This window comes from Cellulomonas sp. P5_C5 (assembly GCF_054049655.1).
Genome location: NZ_JBFULY010000001.1, coordinates 284666 through 302891, shown reverse-complemented (window position 1 = coordinate 302891; position 18226 = coordinate 284666). Strand labels below are relative to the sequence as shown.

Annotated in this window: 21 protein-coding genes and 1 tRNA gene; 13 read left to right on the top strand and 9 right to left on the bottom strand. The window is 73.6% G+C overall.

Annotated features, from left to right (window positions below; all coding sequences use genetic code 11):
- Window positions 1-36: 36 nt before the first annotated feature.
- The 3 genes from ACXJKF_RS01445 to ACXJKF_RS01435 are packed head-to-tail and all read left to right on the top strand — an operon-like array spanning window position 37 to window position 2893.
- On the top strand, window positions 37-1377 hold the full coding sequence (locus tag ACXJKF_RS01445) for a sensor histidine kinase (RefSeq protein ID WP_456785960.1): 1341 nt from the start codon (window positions 37-39) through the stop codon (window positions 1375-1377).
- Window positions 1365-2033: a response regulator gene (locus ACXJKF_RS01440; protein WP_456785959.1), complete on the top strand. Its 669-nt coding sequence runs from the start codon at window positions 1365-1367 to the stop codon at window positions 2031-2033. The genes ACXJKF_RS01445 and ACXJKF_RS01440 overlap by 13 nt, the downstream gene beginning before the upstream one ends.
- Window positions 2030-2893, top strand: coding sequence for a DUF4097 family beta strand repeat-containing protein (locus ACXJKF_RS01435; RefSeq protein ID WP_456785958.1), 864 nt, complete (start codon window positions 2030-2032; stop codon window positions 2891-2893). Before ACXJKF_RS01440 ends, ACXJKF_RS01435 begins: the two co-directional genes overlap by 4 nt.
- Before the next feature lie 57 nt (window positions 2894-2950).
- Here the strand turns inward: ACXJKF_RS01435 and ACXJKF_RS01430 are convergent.
- From ACXJKF_RS01430 to ACXJKF_RS01420, 3 genes are all read right to left on the bottom strand, one after another.
- A tRNA-Pro gene (locus tag ACXJKF_RS01430) sits at window positions 2951-3024 on the bottom strand.
- 48 nt (window positions 3025-3072) lie between these two features.
- Window positions 3073-4023 carry a metallophosphoesterase gene (locus tag ACXJKF_RS01425; protein WP_456785957.1) on the bottom strand — a complete coding sequence of 317 codons (951 nt, stop codon included), beginning with the start codon at window positions 4021-4023 and terminating at the stop codon, window positions 3073-3075.
- Window positions 4023-6482 carry a penicillin-binding protein gene (locus ACXJKF_RS01420; protein ID WP_456785956.1) on the bottom strand — a complete coding sequence of 820 codons (2460 nt, stop codon included), beginning with the start codon at window positions 6480-6482 and terminating at the stop codon, window positions 4023-4025. The genes ACXJKF_RS01425 and ACXJKF_RS01420 overlap by 1 nt, the downstream gene beginning before the upstream one ends.
- Window positions 6483-6715: 233 nt before the next feature.
- Here ACXJKF_RS01420 and ACXJKF_RS01415 point away from each other — a divergent pair, with 233 nt between their 5' ends.
- The 3 genes from ACXJKF_RS01415 to ACXJKF_RS01405 are packed head-to-tail and all read left to right on the top strand — an operon-like array spanning window position 6716 to window position 7710.
- The gene (locus tag ACXJKF_RS01415) at window positions 6716-7009 is read left to right on the top strand and encodes a WhiB family transcriptional regulator (protein WP_456785955.1); all 294 of its coding nucleotides are present in this window, start codon (window positions 6716-6718) and stop codon (window positions 7007-7009) included.
- Between the two features lie 39 nt (window positions 7010-7048).
- Window positions 7049-7207, top strand: a complete 159-nt coding sequence (locus tag ACXJKF_RS01410) for a DUF4177 domain-containing protein (protein WP_146847999.1) — start codon at window positions 7049-7051, stop codon at window positions 7205-7207.
- Window positions 7207-7710 carry a RidA family protein gene (locus ACXJKF_RS01405; protein WP_456785954.1) on the top strand — a complete coding sequence of 168 codons (504 nt, stop codon included), beginning with the start codon at window positions 7207-7209 and terminating at the stop codon, window positions 7708-7710. The genes ACXJKF_RS01410 and ACXJKF_RS01405 overlap by 1 nt, the downstream gene beginning before the upstream one ends.
- On the opposite strand, the gene ACXJKF_RS01400 is transcribed toward ACXJKF_RS01405, so the two are convergent.
- Window positions 7707-8384, bottom strand: coding sequence for a Crp/Fnr family transcriptional regulator (locus ACXJKF_RS01400; RefSeq protein ID WP_456785953.1), 678 nt, complete (start codon window positions 8382-8384; stop codon window positions 7707-7709). The genes ACXJKF_RS01405 and ACXJKF_RS01400 overlap by 4 nt on opposite strands.
- 126 nt (window positions 8385-8510) lie before the next feature.
- Entirely contained in the window at window positions 8511-8921 is a 411-nt protein-coding gene (locus ACXJKF_RS01395) for a hypothetical protein (RefSeq protein WP_456785952.1), read from the bottom strand.
- A gap of 177 nt (window positions 8922-9098) precedes the next feature.
- On the opposite strand from ACXJKF_RS01395, the gene nth reads away from it, so the two are divergent.
- Window positions 9099-9821 (top strand): endonuclease III, encoded by a 723-nt coding sequence (gene nth, locus ACXJKF_RS01390; protein ID WP_456785951.1) that lies wholly within the window; start codon window positions 9099-9101, stop codon window positions 9819-9821.
- Here the strand turns inward: nth and ACXJKF_RS01385 are convergent.
- From ACXJKF_RS01385 to ACXJKF_RS01375, 3 genes are read right to left on the bottom strand one after another with little or no spacing between them, the layout of a single operon-like run.
- Window positions 9811-10752, bottom strand: a complete 942-nt coding sequence (locus ACXJKF_RS01385; protein WP_456785950.1) for an alpha/beta fold hydrolase — start codon at window positions 10750-10752, stop codon at window positions 9811-9813. The genes nth and ACXJKF_RS01385 overlap by 11 nt on opposite strands.
- An 11-nt stretch (window positions 10753-10763) precedes the next feature.
- Entirely contained in the window at window positions 10764-12044 is a 1281-nt protein-coding gene (nhaA, locus tag ACXJKF_RS01380) for a Na+/H+ antiporter NhaA (RefSeq protein WP_456785949.1), read from the bottom strand.
- 29 nt (window positions 12045-12073) lie between these two features.
- Window positions 12074-12802: a winged helix-turn-helix transcriptional regulator gene (locus ACXJKF_RS01375; RefSeq protein ID WP_056593539.1), complete on the bottom strand. Its 729-nt coding sequence runs from the start codon at window positions 12800-12802 to the stop codon at window positions 12074-12076.
- A gap of 234 nt (window positions 12803-13036) precedes the next feature.
- Here ACXJKF_RS01375 and ACXJKF_RS01370 point away from each other — a divergent pair, with 234 nt between their 5' ends.
- From ACXJKF_RS01370 to ACXJKF_RS01360, 3 genes are all read left to right on the top strand, one after another.
- A complete protein-coding gene (locus ACXJKF_RS01370; RefSeq protein ID WP_456785948.1) occupies window positions 13037-13771 on the top strand; it encodes a hypothetical protein in 735 nt (244 codons plus the stop codon).
- 1 nt (window position 13772) lies between these two features.
- Window positions 13773-14234 carry a TlpA family protein disulfide reductase gene (locus ACXJKF_RS01365; RefSeq protein WP_456785947.1) on the top strand — a complete coding sequence of 154 codons (462 nt, stop codon included), beginning with the start codon at window positions 13773-13775 and terminating at the stop codon, window positions 14232-14234.
- A 74-nt stretch (window positions 14235-14308) separates the two neighbouring features.
- Window positions 14309-14773: a DUF4395 domain-containing protein gene (locus ACXJKF_RS01360; RefSeq protein WP_456785946.1), complete on the top strand. Its 465-nt coding sequence runs from the start codon at window positions 14309-14311 to the stop codon at window positions 14771-14773.
- Here the strand turns inward: ACXJKF_RS01360 and ACXJKF_RS01355 are convergent.
- Window positions 14770-15141 (bottom strand): DsrE family protein, encoded by a 372-nt coding sequence (locus tag ACXJKF_RS01355; RefSeq protein WP_456785945.1) that lies wholly within the window; start codon window positions 15139-15141, stop codon window positions 14770-14772. The two genes, ACXJKF_RS01360 and ACXJKF_RS01355, sit on opposite strands and share 4 nt — an antisense overlap.
- 181 nt (window positions 15142-15322) lie before the next feature.
- Between ACXJKF_RS01355 and ACXJKF_RS01350 the strand changes: the two genes are divergently transcribed.
- The 3 genes from ACXJKF_RS01350 to ACXJKF_RS01340 are packed head-to-tail and all read left to right on the top strand — an operon-like array spanning window position 15323 to window position 18196.
- Window positions 15323-15901 (top strand): FABP family protein, encoded by a 579-nt coding sequence (locus ACXJKF_RS01350; protein WP_456785944.1) that lies wholly within the window; start codon window positions 15323-15325, stop codon window positions 15899-15901.
- Complete coding sequence (gene ygfZ / locus ACXJKF_RS01345; protein ID WP_456785943.1) at window positions 15901-17088, top strand: CAF17-like 4Fe-4S cluster assembly/insertion protein YgfZ; 1188 nt, start codon at window positions 15901-15903, stop codon at window positions 17086-17088. The genes ACXJKF_RS01350 and ygfZ overlap by 1 nt, the downstream gene beginning before the upstream one ends.
- 46 nt (window positions 17089-17134) lie before the next feature.
- A complete protein-coding gene (locus tag ACXJKF_RS01340; protein ID WP_456785942.1) occupies window positions 17135-18196 on the top strand; it encodes an FUSC family protein in 1062 nt (353 codons plus the stop codon).
- Window positions 18197-18226: the final 30 nt, after the last annotated feature.

Here is an 18226-nt window from a genome sequence, read left to right as displayed (position 1 = left end):
GTCTGCGCGTCCGCCCCGAGCCCTAGCGTCACTGTCATGACCTCACCGACGCCCCCGGGCAGCGCGTCCGACGACCTCCGCGTCGTCGCCCCCGCCTTCGTCGACCTGCGCGCGCTCGCCGCAGCCCCCGTGTCCGTCGCGACGTGGCGCGGCATCTCGCAGCTCGTCGTCGGCTCGTTCGTCCTCCTCGTCGCCGCGATCGTGTTCAGCGTCGCCCTCGCGTTCTCCCTGTCCCTGCTCGTGCTGGTCGTGGGCATCCCGATGCTCGTCGCGACGCTGTGGGCGTGCCGCCCCTTCGCCGCCGTCGAGCGGGCGCGTCTGCACGCCCAGCTCGACGTGGTGATCCCCGCGCCGACGTACCCGCGCCGCGAGGGCGTCTGGGCCTCGTGGTGGGCGGTCCTGTCCGACAGCCGCACGTGGGCTCACGTCGCCTACCTGGTGGTCGCCGGGCTGCTCCTGACGGCCCAGGGCATCGCCGTGACGTTCGCCGCCGGGTTCGCGCTCGGTGGGCTGGTCTACCCGGTCGTCGCGCTGGCCGCCGGCCTGACCCAGCCGCCGATCCCGCTCGTGCTCATGGTCCCGGCCGCCCTGCTCTGCGCGTGGATCGCCGCCCTCACCGTCCAGGCCGGTTCGCTGGCCATCGTCCGGCTGGGCCGGACGCTGCTCGGGTCGTCGCCCCGCGCCGAGGCCGTCGAGCTGGCCCGGCAGGCGCAGGCGCGAGCCGCCCAGGCCGAGGGCCGTGCCGTCCAGCTCACCGAGACCCGCACGGCCGCCGTCGGTGCCGCCGACGAGGAGCGCCGCCGCATCGAGCGCGACCTGCACGATGGCGCCCAGCAGCGGCTCGTGGCGCTCGGCGTCGAGCTGGGCACGGCACGGCGGAAGGTGTCGAGCGACCCCGAGGCGGCCGCCGCCCTCGAGCACGCCCACCGCGAGGTCAAGGAGACGCTGGCCGAGCTGCGGGACCTGGTCCGGGGCATCCACCCCGCCGTCCTCACCGACCGCGGCCTGGACGCGGCCCTGTCCGCGCTGGCCGCGCGCAGCCCGGTCCCGGTCCGCGTGGACGTCCCCGACCCGGCCGCGCTGAGCCGCGCCAGCACGTCCGCGCAGGCCGCCGCGTACTTCGTCGTCGCCGAGGCCCTGACCAACGCCGCCAAGCACGCGTCGGCGAACGCCGTGACCGTGCAGGCCGGGGTCACCCCGGCCGGCACGCTGCGGCTGGTGATCGCCGACGACGGCCGCGGGGGAGCGACCGCGACGCCCGGCAGCGGGCTCGACGGACTGCGTAGCCGTGTCGCCGCCCTCGACGGCACGTTCGACCTGGACAGCCCGGCCGGAGCCGGCACACGACTGACCGTGGAGGTGCCGTGCGCATCGTGATCGCGGAGGACTCCGTCCTCCTGCTGGACGGCCTCACCCGGCTGCTCGTCGCGGAGGGGCACGACGTCACCGGCTTCACCACCGCCGACGAGGTCGTCGCGGCCCTCGGACCGTCCGCCGACGTCCCGGACGTCCTGGTGACCGACGTCCGGATGCCCCCGTCGCACACCGACGAGGGTCTGCGGGCGGCCGTGCACCTGCGCAGCCTGCACCCGAGGCTTCCCGTCCTGGTCCTGTCGCAGTACGTCGAGCAGCGGTACGCCCGGGAGCTCTTCGCCGGTGACGTGCGCGGCCTCGGCTACGTGCTCAAGGACCGGGTGGCGGACGTGGACGAGTTCCTCGACGCGCTCGGCCGGGTGGCCGGTGGGGGCACGGTGATCGACCCCGAGGTCGTCGCCCAGATCCTCGCCCGGACCCGACGGTCGGGCCTCGAGACCCTGACCCCGCGCGAGCGGGACGTCCTCGGTCTCATGGCGGAGGGCCGCTCCAACGCGGCGATCGCCGACCGGCTCGTCGTCGGCCTCCCGGCCGTCGAGAAGCACGTGACCTCCATCCTCACCAAGCTCGACCTCCCGCAGGCCGCCGACGACCACCGCCGCGTGCTCGCCGTGCTGCGCTGGCTGGAGCACGAACCCACGAACGGAGAACGACCATGACCGACACCCTGGAACGGCCGGTCGCCGCGCCGAGTCCCACCCCGCGCGGCCCGGGCGCCAAGGTCCTGACCTGGGTCGGTGGGATCGTCGGCGGCGTCCTGCTCCTGTCGGGGGCCTACAGCGCCGTGGACCTGCTGGCGACGGGGTCCGACGGCGCCGTGACCACGTCCGAGTCCGCCTCCTACGCCGCGGCGTCGGTGGTCGAGCTCGTCGCCGACGGGCACGTCACGGTGACCACCGGCGGCGACCGCGTCCAGGTCGACCGCACGGCACGCACGGTCCTCTCCGCTGCGGACTACCGGGTCGACGAGATCGCGGACCGCCTCCGCGTGAGCTACCGGTGCGACTGGTGGCGGCCCGGCTTCTGCTCGGCGTCGCTCGACGTGACCGTGCCGGAGGGCACCTCGGTGATCGTGCGCGCCCTCGACGGCACCGTGACCGCCACCGCGCTGCGCGGACCCCTGGACGTGCACGTCAGCGACGGGTCCGTCGACGTGACCGACATCGACGGCGACGTGACGGTCCGGTCGACCGACGCCCGCGCGTACGTCGACGGCGTCCGCGGCACGGTGGACGTGAGCTCGGCCGACGGCCCCATCGAGGTCTCCGACGTCTCCGGAGACGTCACCACCCAGTCCAGCGACGGACGCACCGAGATCTCGGACGCGCAGGCCGACATCGACGCGCGCGCGAGCGACGGGGGGATCACCGTGTATGGCACGGGGAAGCCGGTCGCGCTCGACATCACCAGCGCGGACGGCCGGCAGACGGTCGAGGGGGCCGTCGACCCGACGTCGGCGATCCACGTCAGGATCGCCACGGTCGACGGGTACGCGGAGTATCTCGGCCCCCGCGGCTGACCCCACGAGAAAGGCCCCTGATCAGCAGATCTGCTGATCAGGGGCCTTTCTCGTCTGTCGGGGTGGCGGGATTCGAACCCACGACCTCTTCGTCCCGAACGAAGCGCGCTACCAAGCTGCGCCACACCCCGTGGAGCCTGGTAAGGATAGCCGACGACCGGGGTGGGAACGAAACCGGATCAGGGCGCGACCAGTGTGAGCAGGGTCGCTTCCGGCCGGCACGCGAACCGCACGGGCGCGTACGGCGACGTGCCGAGCCCTGCGGAGACATGCATCCACGTCGACCCCGCGCCGCCCGGCTGGTCCGGACGTGGGCCGGGCCAGCCGTGCAGACCCTTGGCGCGACGGGGGTCGAGGTCGCAGTTGGTCACCAGGGCGCCCCAGATCGGCAGCGCGAGCTGGCCGCCGTGGGTGTGCCCGGCGATCGCCAGGTCGACGTCGTCGGCGTGCATCGCGTCCAGCACCCGCCGGTAGGGCGCGTGCGTGATGCCCAGGTGCAGGTCCACCGGGACCGGGCCGGTCCGCGCGTCGTCGCCGTCACCGGCGTCCGGGAACCGGTCGCGGTCCAGGTGCGCGTCGTCGGTGCCCACCAGGGACAGCACCCGGCCGTCGACCTTGAGCACGTCCCGACGGTTGGTGAGGTCGATCCAGCCGGCCGACCGGAACCGCGACGTGAGCTCGCGCCACGGCAGCTCCGGCGGTCGGCGGACCGGGCGTCGACGTGCGTCCGGCAGCAGGTACCGGGCGGGGTTCTTCGGCGACGGTGCGACGTAGTCGTTGGAGCCCAGCACGAACGCCCCGGGGACGGCCAGGTGCGGCTCCAGGGCCTCCAGCAGCGCCGGCATCGCGTCGAGGTGCGCCCAGTTGTCGCCGGTGTCGACCACCATGTGCGGGTCCAGCGAGGCCAGGTCCTTGACCCAGTCGACCTTCTTGCGCTGGCCGGGCGTCAGGTGCAGGTCCGACAGGTGCAGGATGCGCAGCGGGTCCTGACCGGCCGGGAGGACCGGCACGGTGACCTGCCGCAGCGTGTACCAGCGGACCTCGATCAGCGAGGCGTACGCGAGCGCGCCCGCACCGGCGAGCGCGACCGCACCCGCCGCGCGGGCGACCCCGGACGTCGTGACGCCCACTAAGGCTTGTTCCCGCCGCCGTTGCCGCCGCCGTTGCCGTCGCCGCGACCGCCACCGCCCTGCCCGGGCCCGCCCGGCTGGTTCATGTCGACCGGACCGGCGGGCGGCTGCCCGTTGGACAGCGTCAGGAGGATCGAGGAGCCCCGCGTGGCCGTGCCGGACGGGCTCTGCGAGACGACCGTCCCCGCCGGGAAGGGCGAGTTGACCTGCGTCGGGTCGACGCTGGCGTTGAAGCCGGCCTTCTGGAGGATGTCGCGCGCCTCGGCCTCGTTCCGGCCGACGACGGACGGCACGGAGATCTTCTCGCCGAAGACGAGCTTGTCGTCCGGAGCGCCGAAGCCGGGATTCTCGACGCCTGCCAGGGCCTGGTCCGTGAACCGCTTCCAGGTGGGCGCCGCGATGGTCGCCCCGTAGGTGTACCGGACGAACTTCCCGTTGATGGTCATGTTCTGCACGGGGGCCGGTGCCTGCGAGAAGCCGACCCACACCGCGGTCGCCAGCAGCGGGGTGTACCCGACGAACCAGGTGTCCTCGTTGCGTGTCGTGGTGCCGGTCTTGCCCGCGGACGGGTAGGAGGGGGTGCCGACCGACTTGGCGGTGCCCTTCCACACGTTGCTCAGGGCGAAGTTCATCGTGTTGGCGTACTTGGGCTCGATCGCCTGCGCGCAGCTGGCCTGCGGGATCGGCAGCTCGGCGCCGTCGGCGTTCTGGACGCTCGTGATGGCGATCGGCTTGCAGTAGACGCCCCCGGACGCGAACGCGGCGAACGCGGCGGCCATGGAGAGCGGGGCCACGGAGTCCGTGCCGATGACGTTCGACGGGTTGACCGACGGCGTCGAGGTGCCGTCCGCCTTGGGCTTCGCGGTGTGCATGCCCAGGCTCTCGGCGCCCTTCATGATGTTGCACATGTCGAGCTGCGTGGCCATCGTCAGGTAGGCGAGGTTGACGGAGTTCTGCGTGGCGTTCGCCACGGACATCATCCCGGCGCCGCCCTCGGAGTTCCCGACCTTCCAGGTCACGTTCGGGCCCTTGGCGCCGCACGTGACGAACATGTTCTCGTTCAGCGAGCGCTCGGTGCCGTTGACCTGGTCATTCAGGCTGTGGCCCTGCTTGAGCCACTCGAGCAGCGTGAACGGCTTGAACGTCGAGCCGGGGGCGAACCCGCCCGAGCCGCCGTACGCGCCGTCGGTGTTGAAGTTGACCGACTCCTCGCGCGTCCCGGGCGCCGCGGCCGCGGCGTAGGTCCGGTTCTGGGCCATCGACAGGATCTTGCCGGTGCCCGGCTGGACGGTGACGATCGCGCTGGCCACGCCCGACGGGTCGTCGACCGGGATGCCGTTCTTCACCTCGGTGTCGGCGATCGTCTGCAGGTTCGGGTCGAGCGTCGTGGTGATGGTCAGCCCGCCCTTGTACAGCAGCCCGACCCGCTCGTCCCGGGTGGCGCCGAAGGCCTCGTCGTTGGCGATGACCTTGGTGACGAAGTCGCAGAAGTAGCCGGAGCCGGCGATCACGTCACCGGCCGCCACGCAGCCCTGCTTCAGCGGGGTGATGTGCATGGTGTCCGCGAGCGGGGTCGCGAGGCCGAGGGCGAGCTCCTCGTCGGTGATGTAGCCCTGGTCGTGCATCTTGCCGAGCACGCTGTCCCGACGGGTCTGCGAGGCCTCGGGGTTCAGCACCGGGTCCCACTTGGTGGGGCTCTGCGTCACCCCGGCGATGGTGGCGGCCTCGATGAAGTTGAGGTCGATGGCGGCCTTGCTGAAGTAGTACTGCGCAGCGGACTCCGCCCCGTACACCGACGCCCCGAACGGCGCGATGTTCAGGTACTTCTCGAGGATCTCCTGCTTCGTCATCCGCTTCTCGAGGGCGATGGCCAGCTTGGCCTCGCGCAGCTTGCGCGCGTAGCCCTCGGTGCCGCTGGCGCCGCGGGCTGCCTGGAGAGCCTCGAGCTTCTCGGCCTCGGTCTCCTTGCTGAGCGCCTCCTCGATGAGGACGTTCTTGATGTACTGCTGCGTGAGCGTCGAGGCGCCTTCCTGGCCGCCGTCCTCGTCCGTCTGGTTCTTGACGAACGCGCGGATCATGCCGGTCGGGTCGACACCCACGTGCTGGTAGAAGCGCTTGTCCTCCGTCGCGATGACGGCGTTCTGCAGCAGGGGCGAGATCGCGGCGAGCGGGACCACCACCCGGTTCTGCGTCCAGAACGTCGCCAGGAGCCGGCCGTCCGCAGCCTTGATGACCGACTTCTCGGGCAGCGCCTTCTCCGTCTCCGCGAGCTCGGTCGGCAGGTCGTCGAAGGCGGTGACCGTGATGTCGGTCACGCCGTTGGCGACGGCGACTCCGGGCAGGACGAGGCCGGCGGCGAGCACCCCGGACACACCCGCGACGAGCGCGAAGGTGAGCAGGAGGGCCACGGCCTGGAAGACGTTGACCTGTCGGCCGCGCTGGCGCGCAGGGTTCGGCATGCCGTCAGGGTAGTCGGACGCCCTGTCAGGACCCGGTCAGATCGGCGTCGGACGCCCCGACCTGCACGGGACCTGCACATCGACGCTAGGCACATCCTGACCCGGTCACACGTCCATCTGACGATATGACCCGAACGGAGTCTCGCCAGAGGGGTCCTCGGACCAGTAGTTTCCCGGCAGGACTCGGGTGCGGATGCCACGGCATGCCCCCGTCGGCGTGCTCGGGAGGATGAGTGACCACACTCGCGCAGGACGCGCACTGGACAGCGCTCGCAGCGTGCGGCACGGGCAAGCTCGCGCCCGACGCGCTCTTCGTCGAGGGCGCTGCCCAGCGTGAGGCACGCTCCGTGTGCAACGGCTGCCCCGTGCGGCTGGCCTGCCTCGCCGACGCGCTCGACAACCGCATGGACTTCGGGGTCTGGGGCGGCATGACCGAGCGCGAGCGCCGGGCCCTGCTGCGGCGGCGCCCCGAGGTCCGGTCCTGGCGCAACGAGCTCGTCGGGACTGACGTCGTCGACGCGCTGTGAGAGCGCTCCGACGGCGTGCACGGGCCCTAGGGTGAGCCCATGGCAACGACGTGGGAGTACGCGACGATTCCGCTCATCATTCACGCCACGAAGGCGATCCTCGACCAGTGGGGAGCCGACGGCTGGGAGCTCGTCCAGGTGATCCAGGGACCCGACGCCGGCCTCGTGGCCTACCTCAAGCGGCCCAAGGAGTCCTGATGGGCGCCGCCGCGCGGCTCGCTGAGCTGGGCCTGGAGCTGCCCGAGGTGGCGCTGCCCCTGGCGGCGTACGTGCCGGCGGTCCGGTCCGGCGCCTACGTCTACACGTCGGGACAGCTGCCGCTCGTCGCGGGTGCGCTGCAGGCCACGGGGAAGGTCGGCGTCGGGGACGGTCTGGTGTCCCCGGACGACGCCGCCGGGTACGCGCGGACCTGCGCGCTCAACGCGCTCGCCGCGGTCGCCGCGGTGGTCGCCGCCGAGGGCGGGCCGCAGGGCGCCGACGCGCTCGACCGGATCGTGCACGTCACCAAGGTGGTCGGCTTCGTCGCCAGCGACCCGGCGTTCACCGGGCAGCCCGCCGTCGTCAACGGCGCCAGCCTGCTGCTGCACGCCGTCCTGGGTGACGCGGGCGTGCACGCGCGCTCCGCGGTGGGTGTGGCGGTGCTGCCGATGGACGCGCCGGTCGAGGTCGAGATCGTGGTCGAGCTGGCCTCACGGGCCTAGCGGGCCCTGCGCTCCAGACGTTCGACGTCGAGCAGGACCACCGCGCGGCCCTCCCGGCGCACCCAGCCGCGTGCGGCGAAGTCGGCGAGCGCCTTGTTCACGGTCTCCCGCGACGCGCCGACGAGCTGCGCGAGCTCCTCCTGCGTGAGGTCGTGCGCGACCCGGATCCCCTCGTCGACCTTCTCGCCGAAGCGCGTCGACAGGTCCAGCAGCGCCTTGGCGACGCGGCCCGGGACGTCCGAGAACACCAGGTCGGCGAGCGCCTCGTTGGTCCGGCGCAGCCGTCGGGCGAGCGCCTGGAGCAGGTGCTGTGCCACCGCGGGCTTGTCCTGCAGCCAGCGGATCAGGTCGCCGTGCCCGAGCTCGAGCACCACGGCGTCGGCGACGACGGTCGCGGTCGCGGTGCGGGGGCCGGGGTCGAAGAGGCTCAGCTCGCCGAACATCTCACCCGGGCCGAGGACGGCCAGCAGGTTCTCGCGGCCGTCGTTCGAGCGTCGGCCGAGCTTGATCTTGCCCTCGCGCACGACGTAGAGCCGGTCGCCCGGCTCGCCCTCCTGGAACAGGGCGTCGCCGCGCGCGATCTCGATCGGCTTCATCGTCGCGACGAGCGTCTCGGACGCCTCCGGGTCGAGCCCGGCGAACAGCGGCGCCGACAGCACGATGTCGTCCTCCACGGGGACACCTCACCTCTCTGGCCGCACCCCGGTTCATCCCGGTGACGGCTTCGTTCACGATGGAGTCGGTCGGACCTGCCGCTGGTCAGCGGGCTGATCCGGACTCAGTCTGCCCCATGGTGGGCGTCATCCGCGGCCCAGAGTCTCCCGCAGGCCGGCGACGACGACTCCGGGGTCCGCCGCGAGGCGGGTGATGAGCCGGTCCGTGGCCCGTGTGAGGGCGTCCTCCACGCCGGCCGCGTACGTCGAGAGCTGCTCGTCGAGAGCCTTCAGCTCGCCGAGGCGGTCGACGGCCTCGGTGCCGGCGTCGAGCACCGCCGCGAGCGCCGCAGGGCGCGGGACGTCGAGGCCCACGTCGAGCGGGAGCTGGAAGGCCATGTCCTCGCCGAGCGTCTGCGGGCGGGCGGCCTGGGCGACCGCCAGGTCGAGGCGCGCGCGCACGAGCCGGCGCCACCAGGCGACCCGAGCGCGCTCGGCGCGCAGCGCACGCCGGTCGAGGCGGAGATCATTGACCCGTTGCTCGACGGGTGACGTCATGGGGCAGGTCCTCCTCGGACGGGCATCTCGAACGGGTGCCGTGGGTGGATTCGGCCCGATACGGGCTGACCTTGAGCGCGCGGGCCCGGGTGGGGTCGCAGATCACTCCAAGGGAGCAACGTCGCAGGTCAGAGCGGCCCCGAACGGGTGTGGGCGCCGGGTCGTAGGCTGCCGGTCGTGACTGGAGAAGACAGCGAGGCAGCCAGCGAGGCAGCTGGCGAGTCAAGCCTCGCCCGCACCCGCCGCGCACGCCGCGTGGACCGCGCCCTGGCCGTGCGGTACCCCGACGCGCACTGCGAGCTGGACTTCACGTCCCCGTTCGAGCTGCTGGTGGCCACCGTGCTCTCGGCGCAGACCACGGACGTCCGCGTGAACCTCACCACCCCGGTCCTGTTCGCGCGCTACCCGGACGCCGCGGCGCTCGCGGCCGCGAACCCCGAGGAGGTCGAGGAGATCCTGCGTCCCACCGGCTTCTTCCGGGCCAAGACGAAGTCGGTCATGGGACTGTCCCGGGACCTGGTCGAGCGGTTCCACGGCGAGGTCCCCGGGCGGCTCACGGACCTCGTGACGCTGCCCGGCGTGGGGCGCAAGACGGCCAACGTGGTGCTCGGCAACGCGTTCGACGTGCCGGGGATCACCACGGACACGCACGTCATGCGGCTCTCCCAGCGGCTCGGCTACACCACGAGCAAGGACCCGCTGGTGGTCGAGCAGGAGCTCGGTGCGCTGCTGCCCCGCAAGGACTGGACGATGGCGTCGCACCGGCTGATCTTCCACGGGCGGCGCACCTGCTTCGCCCGCAGGCCCGCGTGCGGCGCGTGCCCGGTCGCGACGATGTGCCCGTCGGCCGGCATCGGTGAGCTGGATCCCGTGAAGGCCGCGGCGATGGTCACGCAGTGATCGGGGCGACCTCGCGCAACCAGGTCAGGAGCAGGTCGGTCACGCGGTCGGGCGCCTCCTCCGCGGGGTAGTGCCCCGCCTGCGGCAGCAGCTCGAACTGGTAGCGCGAGGCCACCAGCGCCGCAGTGTCCTTGGACAGGGCTGCGTGGGACGCGGGTCGGAGCCCGTCGCGACCGCCGTGCACCTGCAGGACCGGGACCGGCCGCGTGCTCTCCTGGAGCGTCGCGTGGTACCGGCGCCCGTCGGGGCGCGGCATCGACCGGACCATCCAGCGCAGCTGCTCCATCTGGCTGTGCGCCGCGAACGGCACCCGCGCCGCGGAGCGGTACGTCGTCTCCGCGCGTGGGTCGAGCCAGCCCGGGGCGCCGCCCCACTCGCGCAGGAGCCGCGCCACCAGGTCGCCCTCCATCAGGGCCTGCTCCGGGAACGACGGCAGCTGCACGAACGCCAGCCGGCGCAGGGCTGACAGGCGGACGGCGGCGCGCGGGTGCCCGCGGGTGTCCAGGGGGTGCGGGGCCGCCAGCGCGGCGACGGCACGGACCCGGTCGGGCTGCAGACCCGCCATCGCCCACGCGATCTCGCCGCCGGTGCCGCTGCCGACGATGACCGCGTCCGCGGCGCCCAGCGACTGGATGACGCCGGCGACATCGGCGGCCAGCGTCGGGACGTCGTAGCCGACGGGCGGCTTGTCGGAACCGCCGGTGCCGCGCACGTCCATGGCAGCCACGCGGTAGCCGGCCTCGGCCAGCGCGGGCAGCTGGTGGCGCCATGCCCACCAGAACTGCGGGATGCCGTGCAGGAGCACGACGAGCGGGGCGTCGCGGTCGTCGGGGCCGGCGACGGCCACATGGAACCGGGCGCCGTTCGCGGCCACGTAGCGGTGCTCCCAGGGGCCGTCGATGAGGAGCGAGGCGGAGTCGACGGTGCTCATCGGTGCCGAACTTACCCGGTCCGGTCGATGTCGCGTGAGGCCTCGCGCGCGACGTGCGCGTGATGCCGGTCGCGCTGGAAGAGGGCAGCACCGCCGAGGACCGCCGCGACGAGCGACGCGACGAGCACGGCGACGATGACGTGCTCGTCGTGCGGGCTGCCGGTGCCGAACGCGAGCTCACCCACGAGGAGCGACACGGTGAACCCGATCCCGCCGAGCAGCCCGACCGCCCCGACGTCGGGCCAGCCGAGACCGGGGGCGAGCGCCGCCCGCGTGAACCGCGCGACGAGCCACGTGGCGCCGAGGATGCCCAGCGGCTTGCCCACGACGAGCCCGAGGGCCACGCCCTGTGCGACCGGGTCCGCGAACGTGGTCTGCACCGTGCCGAGGCTGAGGGTCACCCCAGCCGCGAACAGGGCGAACACGGGCACGGCGACGCCCGCGGACAGCGGTCGCCACACGTGCTCCCACCGCTCCGCGAGCGACTCCTTGGGCAGGGCGTCGAGCCGCAGCGCCCGACGCGTGGCCTCCGGCGTCGCGGGGACGACGAGCCCGAGGGCGACGCCCGCGATCGTCGCGTGCACGCCGGACGCGTGGACGGCGGCCCACGCCACCAGGCCGAGGGGCACCAGCAGCCACCCGCTGACCCAGCCCCGCCGGATCAGGAGCGCGAACACGACGACCGTCGCGGCACCCACGCCGAGCCAGAGCGCGGAGACCGACTCGGTGTACACGGCCCCGATGACGATGATCGCGAGCAGGTCGTCCACGACCGCGAGGGTCAGCAGGAAGGCCCGCAGCGCGTTCGGCAGGCTCCGGCCGACGATCGCGAGGACCGAGACCGCGAACGCGATGTCCGTCGCCGTCGGCACGGCCCAGCCGCGCGCGTTGCCGTCCGGGGACGTCAGGTTCACCGCGAGGTACAGCGCAGCCGGCACGACCATGCCGCCGACCGCCGCGACGATGGGCACCACCGCGGTGCGCGGGTTGCGCAGCTCACCGGCGACGATCTCCCGCTTGAGCTCGAGCCCGACGACGAAGAAGAAGATCGCGAGCAGCCCGTCGGTCGCCCAGGTGGCCAGCGTGAGGTCGAGGTGCAGGGCCGCCGGGCCGACGACCGTGTCCGAGACGGCCGTGTACGACGCCGGGGCGACGTTGGCCCAGAGCAGCGCGACGACCGTGCCGGCGAGCAGCAGGGCACCGCCGACGCGCTCCCCGCGCAGGGTGTCGAGGAGGTTGCGCTCGGCGCCGGGGGAGAGGACGTCGAACAGGCGACGGGCTGGAGTGGGCACGAGACCTCTCGTCAGGCTGGCGGCGACGCTCAGGCGTCGGCGGGCTCCGGGACCTCGTTACGACCGTCCACCGCACCGCGGCGGTCCTTCGGCGGGTCGAAGCGGTAGCCGACGTTGCGCACCGTGCCGATGAGCTGCTCGTGCTCGGGCCCGAGCTTGGCGCGCAGCCGACGCACGTGCACGTCGACCGTCCGGGTGCCTCCGTAGTAGTCGTAGCCCCAGACCTCCTGCAGCAGCTGGGCGCGCGTGAACACGCGACCCGGGTGCTGGACCAGGTACTTCAGGAGCTCGAACTCCTTGTAGGTGAGGTCGAGCGGACGGCCGCGCAGCCGGGCGGTGTAGCCACCGGCGTCGATCGTGAGCTCGCCCGACGAGATCTCCTGCGGGGCGTCGTCGTACCCGGCGGTGGCCGCACGCTCCATGACCAGCCGGAAGCGTGTCTCCACCTCGGCCGGGTTGGCCGTCTCCAGGATGATGTCGTCCGCACCCCACTCGGCCGTGACGACCGTGAGGCCGCCCTCGGTGAGCACGAGGATGAGCGGGACGGTCAGACCGGTGGCGCGCAGCAGCCGACACGTGGTCCGGGCGGTGACCAGGTCGCGTCGTGCGTCGAGCACGACGATGTCCGCGTCCGGTGCGTCCACGAGAGCCGACGGTTCGACGGGAAGCACACGGACGCGGTGGGACAACAGACCGAGGGCCGGGAGCACCTGGGCGGAGCCCCCGGACGCTGGAGTGAGCAGCAGCAGATCTGCCACCTGGGACCTCCCCGCGTGCGAGTGGGCGCAACGGTACCGCGCGACCCGAGCAACCTGCGCCGACGGTTCGGGTGATGGCGTGTTCCACCAGGACGAGTGACCTGTTGCGGCGGGATCCCGACGGGCAGAGGGCGCCGGGATGCGACAATCGGCGGCGTGCTCCTCCCCTCCCTGCAGACCTCCCGCATGCGCGTGCGCCCGGTGACCCCGGTCGCGGGACGGTAGGAGGACCCGATGCAGCTCGCCACCAGGGCGGTCGTGACGGCCGTCCTCGCCGCCGCGGTCGCCGTCGCCGGGTACCTCGGGGGCCTGCCCCTGACGGGCACCGCGGCCGTCCTCGCGCTGCTGTTCGCGCTCGGCTGGCCCGCGCTCGCGGGGCTGCCGTTCAAGCCCGGGTCCGCCACGGTCGTGGCGCTGGGCGGGGTCGGTGCCGTGGCCGTCGTGCACCTCACCCTCGAGCAGCCGTACCTGCGGGACCTGCCGGTCGTCTTCGCGGCCGCGATCCTGCTCGCGTTCGTCAACGAGCTCCTCCGGCGCGACGGCCGGACCCGGCTGGTCGAGTCGGTGTCCGGGACGGTCGCCGGCACGCTCGTCGCGGTCGCCGTGGCCGGGTGGGTCGCGATCGGGCGGACGCCGGGCGGTGAGCCGATCGTCGTGGTCGGTGCCCTCGCGCTGGCCGTCGGCTCCGTCGTCGTGGCGCTGCACCTGAAGCCGTGGGTCGGTGCGCTGGTCACGGCCGGGGCGGCGGCGGCGGCGGGCGCGCTGGGCGGCCTGCTGCTCCCGGCGATCGACCCCCTGGCGGGTGCCCTGCTGGGTCTGTCGGTCGGGGTGCTCGTCGCCACCCTGCACGCGCTGTTCGACCAGCTGCCCTCGCTGGAGAAGCGCTGGCCGTCGCTCGCCGCCGTGACCCTGCCGGTCACCGTCACGGGCATCCTGGTGTACGTCGTCGGACGCGTCCTGGTGGGCTGACGTGGACCGCGTCCTGCTCGTCCTGGCCCTCCTGGTCGTCGCGGCCGTGCTGGGCCTGTGGTGGAGGTCGCGCAACGGCCGGTACACGGCCGTCGACCCCGCACTTCTCGCGGACACGCCTGCCGACGTCGCCGACGACCCGCGCCTCACCGCCGACGAGCTCGGCGCGGCCCTGGGTGGCCGGGCGACGTTCGTGCAGTTCTCCAGCGAGGTCTGCGCGCCCTGCCGCCGGACCCACGCGGTGCTCGCTCAGCTGGTCTCCGAGCACGACGACCTCTCACACGTCGAGATGGACGTGGTCGAGCACCTGGATCTCGTGCGACGCTTCGGCATCATGCGCACCCCGACCACGCTCCTGCTCGACGCCCGCGGCGTCGTGGTCGGTCGCATGTCCGGTGCCACGGACCGTCGGCACGCGCTGGCCGCGCTCGACTCGTGTCCGGGCGGGGTCTCCGCAGCCTGAGCCGGCTCCCGGCGCGGGCGCGCAGCCCCCGGCCGATGGACCCCTCATCGTGCGCGACCCCCCTTGGAGCCCTCATGAGCACGCCCGTACGCACCGACGCCCCTGCGGGCATCGACCCCCGCGGCCCTCGCTTCGGCGCCGCCGTCAACCTCGTCCTGCTCGTCGTCGTCCTCCTGCTCGGCACCACGCCGGCGGCCTACGCGGTCCTCGCCGTGATCGTCGCGAGCTTCGCGCTCGGTGCGTTCGGCGGCATCGGGCGGACCTGGCAGGGCTGGGTGTTCCGGAAGCTGGTCCGACCCCGCCTGGCGCCGCCGACCGAGCTCGAGGACCCGCGGCCGCCGACGTTCGCCCAGCTGGTCGGCCTGATCATCACGGGGGCCGGGCTGGTCCTCGGGCTGGCCGGGGTGGCCGTCGCCGTGCCGGTCGCCGCCGCGCTCGCGCTCGTCGCGGCGTTCCTCAACGCGGTGTTCGGATTGTGCCTCGGGTGCGAGCTGTACCTGCTGGGCGTGCGGCTGCGCGCTGGTCGCACCGCCGCCTAGTAGACGAGCGCCTGGGCCCGCTCCGCCAGGGACTCCTCGACGAACACGGCCGCCCCGGCGATCCGGACGCCCGGCAGCACGTCCTGCGGACCGATGCCCCGGCGGGCCGCGCACTGCGTGCAGACCGTCACGCGACCGCCCTCCAGGAGCAGGTCCAGGAGCTCGCTCAGCGGGGTTGCGTGCTCGAGGACCAGGTCCGCCGCGCGCCCCGGCAGGGCGAACCACGCCGACTCGCCGGTGAGCCAGAGGCTGACGTCCGCGCCGGCCGCGACCGCGGCGGCCGCGACGGTGAACGCCTGGTTGGTGGCCTCCGGGCGCTCGGTGCCGGACGTGGTCTTGATCACCAGGGGGCGTGGCGTAGGACTCATCGGAACAGGTTAGGGGTGCGCGCTCGTTAGGATCGTCGGCATGACTGCGCTCGAGGGAGTCTTCATCGGCCTGCTGGTCGCCGCGACGCTGGTGATCGGCTGGTTCGCCTGCTTCGTCGTGTACCGGCTCTACAAGGGCCAGCGCTGACGTGCTCTGACGCCACGACAGGAGGCCCCGCACATGCCGTTCGTCCTCGATCCCGAGGGTCTCGCCCCTGAGGTCTACCCGCTCGCGTGGCTCGTCGGCACGTGGCGCGGCGAGGGGGTCGTCGACTACCCCGGGATCGACGAGGCGACGTTCACGCAGGAGATCGTCATCGCCAGCGACGGCGGGCCGTACCTGTCGTACACGTCGACGATCCGGCTGGTCGTGGCGCCGTCCACCACCGCAGCACTCGACGACGAGCCGCCTGCCCCCGTCTGGCAGACCGAGTCCGGCTACTGGCGCATCCCGCCCGAGCGGCCCGCCGACTGGGGTCTGACCGAGGACCAGCACGCCGTCGAGCTGCTGGTCGCGGACCCGTCGGGACACGTCGCCGTCTACATCGGCGCGGTCGGCAAGGGCCGCATCGACCTGGTGAGCGACGCGATCGTCCGCACCGCCTCCGGGGCCGACGTCAGCGCCGGCAAGCGCCTGTACGGCCTCGTGAACGGCGAGCTCATGTGGGCGCACGACATCGCCGCGTTCGGTCACCCCATGCAGTCCTACGCCTCCGGCCGCCTCGCGCGCGTCGGGGCCCTCACCGACGACGAGGCCTGATGACCACCGACGCGACCGTCGAGACCCCTTCCGTCCACGGCGAGCCGCCCCGGCACACGAGCCCCCTGCTCACCCGCCGCGGCGCGGTCCGGGGCTCCGGGCCGGACGACGGGGTCGCGTGGCACTACGGCGACCCGACCGCCGAGCAGCGCGCGCTGTCCCGCGGCGGTGCCGTGGTGGACCAGTCCCACCTCGGTGTCGTCACCATCACCGGCCCCGACCGGCTGACGTGGCTGAACTCCATCACCACGCAGGAGCTGACCGCGCTGGCGCCGCGCACGTCGACCGAGCTGCTCGTGCTCAGCCCGCAGGGGCACGTCGAGCACGCGGCGGGCGTCGTCGACGACGGCGAGACCACCTGGCTGATCACCGAGACGCCCATCGGGCTGGCCGCCTGGCTGAACCGCATGAAGTTCATGCTGCGGGTCGAGATCGTCGACGCGACCGACGCCTGGGCCGCCATCGGCGAGCCGGTCGACGCGGAGGGCACCCCCGACGAGCCCCTCACCTGGCGGGACCCGTGGCCCATCACGGCACCCGGCGGCACCCGGTACGGGCCGGCCGACGACGAGCACCCCGGCGCCGACCGCGACTGGCGGCTCGTGCTGGTCCCGCGCGACCGGCTGGTCGAGGAGGTCCGCGCGCGGGAGGCCGCGGGCTGGCCGCTCGTGGGCACCTGGGCCAGCGAGGCCGCCCGCGTCGAGGCCTGGCGCCCGCGCGCGTCCCACGAGGCCGACCACCGGACCATCCCGCACGAGCTCGACTGGCTGCGCACCGCCGTGCACCTGACCAAGGGCTGCTACCGCGGGCAGGAGTCCGTGGCCCGCGTGCACAACCTCGGCCGGCCGCCTCGCCGCCTCGTCCTGCTGCACCTCGACGGGTCCGGCCACCTGCTTCCCGAGCCGGGTTCCGCGGTGCACGACGTGGTCCGCAGCGCCGACGCGCAGGAGCCCGGACGGGTCGTCGGGCAGGTCACCACCGTCGCGCGCCACCACGAGCTCGGACCCGTCGCGCTCGCCGTGGTCAAGCGCTCGGTCCCGGCGGACGCCGAGCTCGTCGTCGAGTCCGAGGCGGGATCCGTCGCGGCCGGGCAGGAGCAGATCGTGCCGGGCGACGGCGTGTCCGTGGACCGGCCCGCCGCTCGCGGACCCCTGACCCGCGGCCTGGGGCAGCACCCGAGCCTGTGAGGGTCCTGTGACGGGCACAGGCGCGCGTCCCCGCACAGTCCTCCAGATGCGGGTGCGCCAGGGGTGGGCGCGGGTCCGGGCCGCCTGGTTCCCGATCCTGCAGGCGTCGATCGCGGCCGCGATCGCGTTCGCGATCGCCCGGTACGCGGTCGGGCACCCCTTCCCGTTCTTCGCGCCCGTCAGCGCCTGGATCGCGCTCGGGTTCACCACCGACCGGTCCGTCCGGCGCGTCGCGGAGCTCGCCGTCGGCGTGGCCATCGGGGTCGCGCTCGGGGACCTGCTGGTGCACCTCATCGGCAACGGCGCCTGGCAGGTGGCCGTCGTGCTGTTCCTGGCGGCGATCATCGCCCGGTTCATCGACCGCGGGCAGATGCTCACCACGCAGGCCGGCGTGCAGGCGCTGGTCATCGTGGGCCTGCCCGCGATCTCCGCGTCCGGCGGGCCGCTCGGGCGGTGGATCGACGCCGCGATCGGGGGCGTGGTCGCGCTCGCGGTCGCGCTGCTGACTCCCCGGGACCCGCGTCGGCACCCACGGACGCTCGCCCGGGCCGCGGTCGAGGACCTCGCCGACGTGCTGCGCATCCTCGCGCGCGGGCTGCGCACGGGGTCGACCGCGGACGTCGAGGACGCGCTGGTGCGCGGTCGGGCGTCGCAGCCGGCGCTCGACGAGTGGTCGGAGACCGCGACCAACGCGGGCGAGCTGGCCCGCGTGTCCCCGACCATCCGCAAGCACCGTGAGGAGCTGGCCGGGCTGGCGGCGAACGCGGTGCTCGTCGACCGCGCGATGCGCAACGCCCGCGTGCTGGCCCGGCGCTGCCTGGCGGCTGTCGAGGCGCGGACGCACGACATGACGACGGTCGCCGCACAGGTGGACGCCACCGCACGGGCGGTCGACGAGCTCGCAGCCGCCCTCGGTGCGGGCCGGGACCCGGAGCGCGCGCGGACGCTGCTGCTGGCCGTCTCCGGTGCCCTGGACCCGTTCCGGCTCGCCGCGCTCGACTGGCAGGTGCAGAGCCTGGTGCTGCTGCACCGCTCGCTCGTCGTCGACCTCCTGGAGGCGGCGGGAGTCCCGCCGCAGGCCGCCCGGGATTCCCTGCCGGAGATCTGACCTGCGGAGCCGCGGGTTCGGTACGGTCGC